6 protein-coding genes are annotated in these 12,760 nt (G+C 46.1%); 5 read left to right on the top strand and 1 reads right to left on the bottom strand.

Annotated features, from left to right (window positions below; all coding sequences use genetic code 11):
• Nucleotides 1-213: 213 nt before the first annotated feature.
• Together gpAD87_RS15975 and gpAD87_RS15970 are read left to right on the top strand one after the other, a co-directional pair.
• The gene (locus gpAD87_RS15975) at nucleotides 214-4,791 is read left to right on the top strand and encodes an S-layer homology domain-containing protein (RefSeq protein ID WP_064639176.1); all 4,578 of its coding nucleotides are present in this window, start codon (nucleotides 214-216) and stop codon (nucleotides 4,789-4,791) included.
• 166 nt (nucleotides 4,792-4,957) lie between these two features.
• Entirely contained in the window at nucleotides 4,958-7,078 is a 2,121-nt protein-coding gene (locus gpAD87_RS15970; RefSeq protein ID WP_082935144.1) for an alpha-galactosidase, read from the top strand.
• Nucleotides 7,079-7,146: 68 nt separating this feature from the next.
• Here the strand turns inward: gpAD87_RS15970 and gpAD87_RS15965 are convergent, their stop codons facing one another.
• Nucleotides 7,147-8,904 carry a sensor histidine kinase gene (locus gpAD87_RS15965; protein ID WP_064639175.1) on the bottom strand — a complete coding sequence of 586 codons (1,758 nt, stop codon included), beginning with the start codon at nucleotides 8,902-8,904 and terminating at the stop codon, nucleotides 7,147-7,149.
• Nucleotides 8,905-9,127: 223 nt separating this feature from the next.
• Between gpAD87_RS15965 and gpAD87_RS15960 the strand changes: the two genes are divergently transcribed.
• The 3 genes from gpAD87_RS15960 (at nucleotide 9,128) to gpAD87_RS15950 (ending at nucleotide 12,741) form a co-directional block, all read left to right on the top strand.
• Nucleotides 9,128-10,084 carry an ABC transporter permease gene (locus gpAD87_RS15960; protein WP_063564765.1) on the top strand — a complete coding sequence of 319 codons (957 nt, stop codon included), beginning with the start codon at nucleotides 9,128-9,130 and terminating at the stop codon, nucleotides 10,082-10,084.
• A 28-nt stretch (nucleotides 10,085-10,112) separates the two neighbouring features.
• A complete protein-coding gene (locus tag gpAD87_RS15955) occupies nucleotides 10,113-11,003 on the top strand; it encodes a carbohydrate ABC transporter permease (protein ID WP_063564764.1) in 891 nt (296 codons plus the stop codon).
• Between the two features lie 133 nt (nucleotides 11,004-11,136).
• A complete protein-coding gene (locus gpAD87_RS15950) occupies nucleotides 11,137-12,741 on the top strand; it encodes an extracellular solute-binding protein (RefSeq protein ID WP_064639174.1) in 1,605 nt (534 codons plus the stop codon).
• The last annotated feature ends 19 nt before the right edge of the window (nucleotides 12,742-12,760 follow it).

The following is a 12,760-nucleotide window of genomic DNA, read 5'->3' as shown; positions in this document are numbered from 1 at the left end:
TATGGCAAATGAAAGAGGCTTTCCTGTATGAATAGTAACATTGTGGTATGGAACATCCCCCTCCTCCTTTTTACAATTAGGCATATAGGAAAGGAAGGAGGAGAGATGGGATTTAACAGCTCTTTATGAAAGCGATTACAGATAATGGCTGTGAACCACTGCAGGATAGGCATATGGAGACCTAACTCAATCATAAGAAAATGGAGGCATGTTATGTTGGGACGGATGATGAAAAAAGGATTTGTGTTCTTTATCATTTTTTGCTTGGTAGTTGGCGGGGGCCAGTTCGTCCGAACAGCTCACGCTGATGATATGAATACCTATGAAGCCGAGGCCGAGGGGAATATTTTGCTTGGCAACGCGAAAATCTCTGATAGCCCGACGGCTTCAGGAGGCAAAAAGGTCGGAGGCATGTACCAAGGCAGTTCCTTGCAATTTAACAATGTTACTGTAAGTGAGACAGGAAATTATAAGATTTCCGTTTACTACATTTCAGGTGATTCGCGGCCGTTCAATATTAGTGCGAATGGAGGGGACAAGCAATTTGAAGAACCACCCAAGACAGTCGACTGGGATACGGTGGGAACATATGATGTGACTCTTCCGTTGAACGCTGGTACCAACACAATCCTGATTGATGACAACAACTGGTATTCTCCCGACATCGACAAGATTGTGATCCGCGGTTTGGACAGTGGCCACCCAGGCGAAGGGGGCGGAGATGACTGGAAGAAAAATCTGCATGGTGCAATCATTGAGGCAGAAGCAGCCGACAATATTTTGAAAGGCAATGCCAAGGTGGTGGACAGCAGTATCAGTTCAGGCGGAAAAAAAGTAACGGATCTGAACAAAAACAGTTCACTGCAATTTACGAATGTTACTGTACCGGCAGATGGTACATATTTGATTCGAATATCTTATATCTCCGGTGACCAGCGTCCTGTTTATATGCAGGTAAACAATGGTACGGATGAGATGATTGATCTGCCCAAAACGGCAAGCTGGAATACGGTAGGCACGTATGATGCGGAAGCTTCCCTCCATAAGGGAGTTAATACCATTACGTTCTCGGATCATGATTGGTACTCCCCCGATTTTGACCGAATTGAAGTAATCCCGTATACGCTTAGCTATGAAGCCGAAGATTCGGGCAATACGCTGACCGGTGAAGCGCGTGTAACAGAGAGTCCAAATGCTTCCGGCGGCAAAAAGGTCGGCTATCTGAATGGCGGAAGCTCCTTGACATTCAATAAAATTATAGCCCCCATGACAGGTGATTACCGCGTTAAGGTAGATTATTTTTCCGGTGATCCACGGAGTTTCTATGTCCATGCGAATGGTGGGGAAGAACAGTTCCATGACCTGCCTAAAACCCCGGATTGGGATACGGTAGGTACGTATGATCTTACACTCCCATTAACTGAAGGCGAGAATACAATCACCTTTTCAGACAACAATGGCTATTCTCCCGATCTGGACCGGATTATCGTAGAGCCTGCGATAGAGACAGAACCCGAAAATCCAGGTGAAGGAGATGACGATCTGGGAACACCGGGTGACTCGCAACAATACGGGGATATCACGGTGACTGATTACACGCATGGCCTTCTGGTATCGAACGGAAAATACGAAGTGTCTTATAATACCCAAACTGGATTCGTCGGCTATAGCTGGGCAGAAGGGCAGAAGATGCGGGGCATTTTCAGCAGCATTAAACTTGGTGAGAGCCTTGTGGAAACCAAAGGTTATGAGAGTCATGCGAGCGGTGGAGCACCGCTGGAGATTCAGGATGGATTTGGCAAAGGCATTGAGTTGAATTTCGTTCATACGTCAACTGGCAAACCAACCCTGAAGCAGGTCTATCGGTTTTATGAAGATAAGTCGTATTTCCTCAACCGTCTGGATGCCATCAGTGATACAGAGATCCAGAGTAATTACATGTCACCAATTACTGTGAAAAATACGGGTGGTGTGGATATCGGCGTCAGCTCGGATAACCGTGTGCTTACAGTACCTTTTGACAATGACGCCTGGATTCGCTATAAATCTCAAACGATGAACCGGGCGGATACCAGTTACGAAATGACAACGGTATTCAATAATTCAACACGTAACGGTCTCGTGATTGGTTCAGTAACCCATGACACCTGGAAGACCGGTATTGACTGGAGAGGCTCAGCTAATCGTCTGAATGAATTTGTTGTGTATGGTGGTGCAGCGAGTGACGTTACTCGCGATACTCAGCCACATGGCAGCCTGACTGGTACTGAACTGTCCTCACCACTGATTATGGTAGGTGGTTTCAGTGATTACCGCACAGGACTTGAAGAATACGGAAAAGCAAATGCGATTATTACACCTCCGCTGGCGTTGAATCCGGAGCTGCCACAAGGCGTTCCAGTAGGTTGGAATAGCTGGGGAGCTTATGATAGCGGGCTTTCGTATCAGAACGTAGTGGACGTGTCCAATTATTTCAAGAACAATCTTAAGAAGTTCAACAATAATGGTAATGTATTCATTAACATGGATTCATACTGGGATAATCTAAGTGATGCTGAGCTTGCTCAAGCCGTATCTGTAATTAAGGACAATGGTCAGCATGCAGGCATCTATTGGGGGCCATTTGTGTATTGGGGCAACGATATGAGCCAAAAAGTAGATGGTACCAACGGGCAATATACGTATGGTGATATTGTGCTTAAGGATGCTGAGGGGGAACCTCTGCCTACACTGGATGGAGCATATGCACTGGATGTGACACATCCGGGAAGTCAAATGCGTATGAATTATTTTTTGGATAAGTTTAAATCACTTGGATTCACATTCATCAAACTGGATTTCCTAACCCACGGCTCACTGGAAGGCCAGCATTATGATACAACCGTGACGACAGGAATACAGGCTTACAATGAAGGGATGCGTTATGTTGAAGAGCGATTGGATGGGAAAATGTTTATTAGTGCGTCCATTGCACCGATCTTTCCAAGTCAATATGCGCATAGCAGACGGATCTCTTGTGACACTTATGGCAAAATCAATGAAACGGAGTATATGCTCAATTCATTGACATATGGTTTCTGGCAAAATGGAACGATCTATTCTTATACAGACCCAGATCATTTGGCATTAAGCAGTGCTTCAAGCCTGGAGGAAGCCCGTAGTCGGGTAAATTCCGGTGTGATTGCCGGCACGGTGATGATGGATTCCGATGATGTGAACGATGCCAAGGCACAGGAATACATGACAGCATTGTACAATAACACGGATGTTCTTCAGGTGGCGCTGAAAGGAAAAGCATTCAAGCCGCTTGAAGGGAATACGAATGCAAATGCTGCGGATACGTTTGTTCTGAAAGACGGCAATAATTATTACCTTGCCGTATTTAATTACAGCGCCAATAGTTCAGCGAACAAAACGATTAATTTGGGTCGTGCCGGATTGAATGAATCCAAATCCTACACGTTACAAGATTTGTGGACAGGTGAATCTTCGTCAGCCATGGGTTCATGGTCCATCTCGCTTGGACCGGCTGAATCGAAGTTGGTTAAATTGACCGAAAAACCAGTCAATCCGGAAAATCCAGGCAACCCAGGCAACCCAGGTAATCCAAGCAACCCTGGCAACAATGGCAATACCAATAATACTAGCGGGAACTCCGGAAATAGCTCGACCCCGGAGAACGGTACAGCAAAACTGGTCATCACAGCGGATATGCTGAAAGTGGACAATGGGGCAGGCAAAGCCGTTGTGGACATCAAGGCTGGTACTCAGGATCTACAATTGTCATCTGCTGTTTTACGCCAGCTCGGCGACCGTGCACTGGAAGTGAAATCAGGCAAATTAACCCTGCAAGTACCTGCGAGTTTATTCCAGCAGCTGTTGAGCAAGCTACCAGCGGGGCAACAGGAAGATAGTACCATTTCCTTGAAAATGGTTCCGCTTGGCAGCAAGGCCAAGGAGGTCATTGCTGCAGTGGAATCATCTTCCCGGGCAACGGTTTCCCTTAAGGGAGAAATCTATGAATTCAGCCTTTCGGTAACAACTAAATCTGGTACAACCGAAACACTCTCTGCGTTCGATCATCCGGTTACGCTGAGTCTGGAAGCGGCTGAAGGCTTCGACCCTTCACAGGGGGGGATTTATTATATTAACGAAAATGGGAAATTGGAATTTCTCAAATCGGATTACGTGAATGGCGTATTAACGACTAAAGTGAGCCACTTCAGCAAGTATGCCGTTCTGGAACTGAATCGGACGTTTGCCGATGTTCCGGCCAATCATTGGGCTAGCTCTGTAATCAAGGAGTTAGCAGCAAAGGGGTATGTTGAAGGCACAAACGAAGATCAATTTGAGCCAGGACGTGCAGTCACTCGCGCTGAATTCACCGCCATGCTCGTTCATTCTCTGGGACTGACCGTAGCAGGGGAAGTACAATTTACAGATGTAGCGACAGATGCCTGGTACGCGGAACCTATCGCGATCGCGACCCAAGCTGGTATTGTCAACGGCCGAAGCACAACCAGTTTCCAGCCGGACGCACGGATTACCCGAGAGGAAATCACGGTGATGCTGATGAAAGCATACAAACTGAATGATGGGAAAGTGCCTGTTGGTTCTACAGACATCTTGTTTACAGATATGGCTCAGGTTTCTTCATGGGCAACTGCTTCGGTAAAGGATGCAGCCCAACTAGGACTAGTTCAAGGCCAAAGACAGGGGCAGTTTGTGCCTAAAAGGATAGCTTCCCGTGCAGAGGCGGCTCAGGTCATCTATAACCTGATTTTGAAGTAAGATTTAAGGCTGCGAATTGCATCGCAGCCTTATTTTCATAATTTGAAATGAGAGATGATTTCCCCTATGGATTGTAAGAATGCGATATGGCTAATTTAACTCCTGCTTCCTACAATAATATGTATGTTCACAACACACAGCACGAGGGTAACAGGAACTCGAAAGGATGATCAATTTGACGATTCAATATAATGAACAACTACGTATATTTGCAATACAGACGCAAAATTCGTCCTACATTTTCGGAATCAATGAGAGAGAACACCTCCAGCATCTGTATTGGGGTGACCCCGTAGACATCGAGGACAGCGCTCCGTTGCTCCATCTACAATCCCATAGCTCTTTTGATGCGGAAGTGGAAGGAGAGATGGAGGAATATAGCTTCTGGGGAGGTGCATCTTATACAGAGCCATCTCTGAAACTGCGTATGCCTGATGGTGTCCGCGATCTTCAGGTAAGGTATGACCGTCATGAGATCATTGAACAGGATGGCAGACAGACGTTGATCATCACGTTGAAGGATCAGGTGTATGCACTTGAAACGCAGCTGGTATATCGGGTCATTCCGGAATTCGACCTGGTGGAGCGTTACGCCAATATCGTAAATACGGGACAGGAGGATATCGTGCTGGAAAGCATGCAATCTGCAGCCTGGACTTTGCCATATCTCCAGGATTACCGCCTGACGCATGTTACGGGGAAATGGTCGGGTGAATTCCAACTGCGCAATACCGTTTTGACAGAGGGGAAAAAGATACTTGAATCGCGGAGAGGTTTCACGGACGGTCATGCCAACCCATGGTTTGCGATTGATGATGGTCTTTCGACAGAAAGCGGCGGCGGGGTATGGTTTGGTGCTCTGGCCTGGAGCGGCAACTGGAAGATTGTCGCTGAGAAGACCCCATTCACACATGTGCGGGTAACAGGTGGCATCAATGATTTTGACAATGAATGGTTGCTGGGTGCGGGCGAAACGTTTGAGACGCCTATCTTTGTCGGCGGATTCAGCCCAGAAGGCTTTGGCGGAATGAGCCACCGCTTGCATCAATATCAATACAATTACATACTGCCTCGCAGTGAAATCGGGAAAGTGCTGTACAACTCCTGGGAAGCTACCTACTTCGATGTTAACGCACAGGACCAAATGGCGCTTGCCGAGCGGGCAGCGAAGATGGGTGTGGAACTATTTGTCGTGGATGACGGCTGGTTTGGGCAGCGGCATTCCGACCGTGCGGGGTTGGGCGACTGGAACGTGAATAAAGAGAAGTTCCCGAACGGACTTGTTGAGCTGATTGACCAGGTTCACGGACTTGGGATGGAATTCGGCATATGGGTAGAGCCGGAGTCGGTCAACCCGGATAGTGATCTCTATAGAGAACATCCAGACTGGGTATATCATTTTGAGACTCGGGGACGTACGGAGCTTCGCAATCAGTTGCTTCTCAATATTTCCAAGCCGGAGGTTAAGCAATACATTATCAATTTTATGACCGAACTGCTTGGCAACCATGAGATTAAGTTCATTAAATGGGATATGAACCGGACCATCACGGAGCCTGGCATGAATGGTCACCCTATTAACCGTCAGAAGGAAGTATGGGTAAGGCATGTCCAGAGTCTCTATGATATATGGGCACAGCTGAGAGCCAAGTTCCCGGATGTGGAGTTTGAGACTTGCGCAGGAGGTGGCTCGCGGATTGATTTGGGTATCTTCCGTTATGCCGACCAGTCCTGGCCGAGTGACAATACGGATGCGTTCGACCGTCTGAGCATTCAGGAAGGCTTCTCCTATACGTATGCACCACGTATGATGACCTGTTGGGTAACCGAGTCACCTACAGGAATGAACGGTCGAAACGTCTCCCTGAAGTATCGTTTCCACAGTGCAATGATGGGCACGCTTGGTATTGGCTCCAATCTGAACGAGTGGAGTGATGAATGGATTGGGCAGTCCGGGGAATTCATCGGACAGTACAAAGCCATTCGCCACCTCGTACAATTCGGCAGACAATTCCGCCTGACTGCGCTTCGACATAAGGGGGTTACGGCTGTCCAGTACAGCGATGCTGCAGGAAGTGATCATGTGCTGTTCGCTTTTCTTCACTCGCAGAAGCTGGGTGAACCGTTGCCTAGACTCCGCTTGGCAGGTCTTCAGGCTAACAAGACCTATCTCATTGAAGAGCTGGGATTATCGGTCAGTGGCCGTGCGCTGATGAACATTGGGGTGGAGCTGCCTCTACGTGGCGATTTCGACAGCCTAGTGTATCGTATCCGTGAGCAGGTATAAAAGGATGCTGTAGAATGGATTAAAAGGAGTGCTTTGCAAGCCAATAGTGGCTGCATCGCACTCCTTTTTTATTGGATCTCTTTTTGTGGCAGACGGATTTGGACCGTGGTTCCCATGCCTAGTTTGCTATACACTTTTACACCGTAATATTCACCGAATTTCAGCTTAATTCTCCGATCCACATTTGAAATGCCATAGCCGCGTCCTTCTTTCTCTTCAAACAAAGACTGAAGCGTCTCACGCCGCATGCCCATTCCATCGTCTATAACAGATAAGATAATACTATTGTTCTCGATGACGCCCTTAATATGGATATTTAGGGGCCGATCCTGGTTCCAAAGTGCATGAATCACTGCATTCTCCACAAAAGGCTGTAACGCAAGCTTTACGGTCGAGTAGGGAAGGATCGATTGATCTATCGTGTAGATGATATTCAGCTTGCCTTTAAATCGAATAAGCTGAATGGCATTATAGCTCTGCGTCAATTTCAATTCCTCATTGATAGTCAGGATGCTTTTTCCTTTATTCAGGGATATCCGATAAAACTTGGCCAGGTGAAGGACCATATCCTGAATCTGGGGATCCTGATGCTTTACGGCCAGAGAGGAGATCGAGCCGAGTGTGTTATACAGAAAGTGAGGATTGATCTGAGCTTGAAGCAGGTCAAGCTCGGCTTCCTTGCTCTGTAGCTCCTTCTGGTAGACCTCCGTAACCAGACTTTTCAGCCGGGTTGTCATCTGTTCGAATGCAAAGTGAAGCTGTCCTATCTCATCACTGCCCATTTGTTCCTCATGGGTAGGGTTGAAATCCCCCCGTTCAATGCGCCGAATCATCCGTATTAACGTCCTGATGCGTTTGCTGAACAGCGATGCGGTAATATAAATGAGCAACAGCGCCACGCCAATGAAGCCCAGTGAAATTTTGATAATAAGCTGAGAGAGAGATTTGGCATCTTTGATAATACTGTCGTAAGGGAAGATGGACACCGTTTTCCAGCCATTTTTAAGCGTGTTATAGACCGCTAGAGCCTTCACGTCTTGATACGTTGTATCAAATCTGCCCGAAGGCGTCTCGTCAAAATTTTGATGAAGCAATTCGGGCAAGCTTGTATTGATTAACTGTTTGTCCGCTGAAGAAAGAATAATGCCCTTGTCATTTATAATAAAGATATCTTTGCCGCCTGCTTCTTTTTCCATGAGAGAGTAGATGACAGACTCGGAAATTTGAAAGACCAGCATCCCGTAGGGATACTGATTACTATTGTTGTTCAGCAGCCGGGCAAGCGTAAACATGGCGGGACTATTCTCTGTCTGCGGCGATGAGAGATGAATTATGTTCCCATAGGATTGTTTCAATTTGTGGAACAGTTCCGTGTTCTTAACTTCGGATGTAATCGGCCGGATATAATAATTGTCTTTGGGCAGAGATGGATTGTCCGAATAAATGAATGCGCTATCAAAATCAGGGTAGGCAGCCATTACGGTATCGATTCGATTGCCAATATAATTATAGACATCCAAATAAGACGGATCATCCTGATACTCGTTCGTAAGGTAATTGGCAAGGCGGTTATCCAAATAAATGGAGGCGGAAATATGTTCGTAGCTATCCAGTTTATTCTCCAGATTTTTAGTGATCTGAGCTGTGGAGTTCGTCATGTTGATGTAGATCTGCTCGGTAAGTTTCGTTTTGGTAAGTTCATAGGAAAAATAAACCAATAGCATCATTGGAATGATGGTGACGAGTACAAATACCATAAATAGTTTGGAACGAAAGCTCAGGTTAACAAAAGGCATGTATATGTATTTTCGATAGAATTGGCGCATTCGGAAGCCCTCTCTTGACTGATTATTCGTTGCACAATTCATCATAGCAGAGTAAATATGGAAAACCAATCCTCTCTTTTTACAAAAACATCTTTAAAAAGCGGTATCTTTCGGAGAATTCGACTATGGCAAGCGATCTGCGTCAAATTTATGATAAGTAGGAGAGAAGTTGAATCAAGATATGGCCGGCCATGCTGCTGTATAGAAAAAGGGAGGGTACTTAATGCATAAGGTAAGCGCTATCAAAACAGTCAGGAGCAATAATCTGATAAGCAGACTAAAAGAGCAAAAATGGTTATTCGTGCTTATGCTTCCTGCCTTCATTGCGACATTGCTATTTTCCTATGGTCCGATGTTCGGACTGTATATGGCGTTTACGAATTATCAGCCGGGTGGGGGATCTTTTTTATACCAGTTCTTCCATGCCGAATTTGTAGGTTTCCAGTGGTTTGAGTATTTCTTTACAACAGGGGATTTCTATCGGGTTATGCGTAATACGCTTGCGACAAGCTTGCTGACGCTGTTCTTCGGATTTCCTGCGCCAATCATTCTCGCGCTTGTACTTAATGAAGCGAGACAGGGATTTTTCAAACGTTTTGTACAGACGGTTTCTTATCTGCCGCATTTTATCTCATGGGTTATTGCAGCCAACATTGTAATTACGCTGCTGGCTTCGGATGGAATGCTTAACAATATTCTGGTTCTGCTGGGCATCGTCAAAGAACCAGTCGCATTTTTGCAGAACGGGCCTCTATTCTGGTGGATTATCGCATTGTCGAACATGTGGAAAGAGATGGGGTTTAGCGCCATTATGTATCTCGCCGCAATCGCTTCCATAAATCCGGAGCTCTACGAAGCGGCCAGGGTAGACGGAGCCAGCCGATTTAAGCAAATGTGGCATATAACGCTGCCATCCATGCGCCCTACTATTGTCATATTGGCTATTCTCGCGGTTGGAGGCATATTGAATGCAGGATTTGAACAGCAATATCTGCTGCAAAATAATACCGTGCTTGAATACTCCGAAGTTATTGATATTTATGCTTACAAATACGGACTACAGAACAGCATGTTCTCTTACGGTGCTGCCGTGGGGATGTTCAAATCCGTTGTTGCCTTTATTCTTGTCCTCATCGTGAACCGGATTTCCAGAAAAGTGAACGACCAGGCGTTGTTCTAACTACAAAAGACAGAGGGGAGCGCTTGTGATGATTCTGAACAGATTCGGGGATCGTATTTTCAAAATTATTGTGTATTTCATTCTTATTCTCGTATTACTGGTTACATTTCTTCCGTTTTGGAATATACTCGTTCTTTCATTGAACAGCGCGGAGGATACGGTACGGGGCGGCGTTTACTTGTGGCCCAGGGACCTGACCTTGGACAGCTATCAGCAGATTTTGAAAGATAGTGAGATTTTAAACGGGCTGTGGGTAACCGTCAAACGGACGCTGATTGGCGCACCGCTATCGGTTCTCGTCATTACGATGCTTGCGTATCCGCTAAGTCGGCGGAATCTGGTTGGCCGCAAAGGCTGGAACCTGTACTTTATCTTTACCATGTATTTCAGTGGTGGACTCATTCCGTTCTACATGGTGCTTAAGGCACTGAACATGATCGATACATTTTCGGTGTTCATTTTGCCAAGTTTGATGAATGTCTTCTATATGATTATTGTCCGTACCTTTATGGAGCAGCTGCCCCATGAGATTGAAGAATCGGCAAGGGTAGATGGGGCTAACGATCTGACGATTTTCTTCCGGATTGTGATGCCGCTGACAACACCTGTACTTGCCACAATAGGACTTTTTCAAGCGATTGGGCATTGGAATGCCTGGTTTGATTCCTATGCGTTCACCTACAGCTCGGACCTGAAGACCCTGCAGGCCGTGCTCGTCAAAATCTTGAATCAATTTCAGACTGGCGGCATGATTTCACAATCGCAGATGCTGGCCAACTCTGCTAAACGAAATGCTGTTTCGAGTGATACCATTCGAATGGCTGCTACCATGGTGGCCACCTTACCAATCGTTATGGTGTACCCGTTCCTGCAAAAATACTTTGTTAAAGGCATGACTTTGGGAGCTGTTAAGAGTTAATCTATTCCGTGATCCGGTTGCAGGGAAGGCTTGTCCGGTGGCTTCTCCCTGAAAGGGGGTGGGCAAAGATCGTTTTGGAAATGCTCAATCTAGCACTACAGGAATTTATTCATTGGGAGGAATTAGGGTGTCAATGATAAAGACAAAAAAATGGATGACCATGGGAATTACGGCTGCATTAGTCGTTGGTTTACTTGCGGGCTGCTCCTCCAATGATGGGGAGAATAATACAGCGGGTAAAGATGGGAAACAAGGGCCGATTACGCTGACGTGGTTTGATGGCAATACCAAAGGAGAACCATTTACCGATGCAATTGCCCAGGAAATTACCAAAAAGACGGGCATAGAGATCTCCATCCAACAACCAACAGGTAATCCAACGGAAAAACTAAGCTTGATGCTCGCCAGTGGTGACTATCCGGATGTGGTGGTCATGAGTCGGGGAGACGCTTCACTTGATAAGTACATTTCAAGCGGTGCATTCATTCCACTGGATGAGTTAATTGAAAAGTATGGTTCTGACTTGAAAGAGATGTATGGCGAAACCTTGACCAAAACACGTTATACAGACGGCAAGAACTACTATCTGGCAAACTGGTATGGACTTGACAGTGATCCGGTCTTCGGTATGCTGATGAGACAAAACCTGCTGGAAGAGTTTCTTCCAGATAAAGCAGATGGTTCAAAGCCACTCACAACGGATGAGTTTGAAGCACTCCTGAAAAATTTTAAAGAAAAATACAACACGATTGATGGCAAAGAGTCCATTCCCATGACGATGAACGGTGAGAACATGGGCGCGAATTTGGGAACATTCAAAGGCATGTGGGGCTTAAAAGCCTACTATGACAACAATGGACGTCTGCAATATGATGTTAAAGACCCCAAATATCGCGAGATGCTGTTATATATCAATCGCTTATATAGAGAAGGTCTGATTGAGAAGGAATTTGCGATCAGCAAAACACAGACTTGGATTCAAAAGCTGACGACTGGCGCAGTATTCTCTACACCAGGTGCCTATTGGGACCCAGGTAACGGCAATGGCGCCTTGAAGAAAGATGGCGGGGAAAAAAATCAGTTGTTCGCATACAAGGTTGTTGCTCCAGGTGTAGACCCGGCTCAAACAACATTTGGCCCAAGAAGCTCGCTTGGATGGGATGCCATTGCGATTACCAAAAACAACAAACACCCGGAAGAAACCATAAAGCTGTTTAATTATCTGGCGAGTGATGAAGGACAGCATTTGCTGCTGTGGGGCAAGGAAGGCGAGCAATACACTATGGTGGATGGCAAGCGACAACCGGACCCTGCATTCCTGAAAAGCTTCAAGGATAACTGGGATGATACGGTGAAGAAAAGTGGCGTTCGTAAATGGTTATGGTTTGTCAAAAATGGCCTGGATCCAAATGGACAGCCGTACGACATGGCCGTTAAATTCCAACGCAGTGAAGTGGATGAACTGGCCCTCAAGAGTCTTGGTGATTCCGTATGGGATACAGCACAGTATGATAACCTGAATCCGGATGGGGGAACACCTCAAGCACTGACGGCCCAGAAGGTGAAGGATATTATGGATCAGAGCATTACGAGAGCCATTATTGCTCCAAGTGAAGCTGAAGCCAACTCCGTATTTGACAAGATGCTGGAGGATATGAAGAAGGCTGGCGATGAGAAAGTGGAAGATATCATTAACGAGAAATATGCTCAGCGTATGGAACTGTGGTCTTCCAAGTAATTGAAGAGTAAATTTGGTA

It is taken from the genome of Paenibacillus sp. AD87 (assembly GCF_001659845.1).
Classification (GTDB): Bacteria; Bacillota; Bacilli; order Paenibacillales; family Paenibacillaceae; genus Paenibacillus; species Paenibacillus marchantiae.
This window is presented reverse-complemented; position numbering and strand designations above follow the sequence as displayed.

Bases quoted from the DNA above. Each gene is read 5' to 3' on its own strand.
- gpAD87_RS15970 (WP_082935144.1), top strand. From the start codon at position 4,958: ATGATCAATTTGACGATTCAATATAATGAACAACTACGTATATTTGCA.
- gpAD87_RS15950 (WP_064639174.1), top strand. From the start codon at position 11,137: ATGATAAAGACAAAAAAATGGATGACCATGGGAATTACGGCTGCATTA.
- gpAD87_RS15975 (WP_064639176.1), top strand. From the start codon at position 214: ATGTTGGGACGGATGATGAAAAAAGGATTTGTGTTCTTTATCATTTTT.
- gpAD87_RS15965 (WP_064639175.1), bottom strand. From the start codon at position 8,904: ATGCGCCAATTCTATCGAAAATACATATACATGCCTTTTGTTAACCTG.
- gpAD87_RS15955 (WP_063564764.1), top strand. From the start codon at position 10,113: ATGATTCTGAACAGATTCGGGGATCGTATTTTCAAAATTATTGTGTAT.
- gpAD87_RS15960 (WP_063564765.1), top strand. From the start codon at position 9,128: ATGCATAAGGTAAGCGCTATCAAAACAGTCAGGAGCAATAATCTGATA.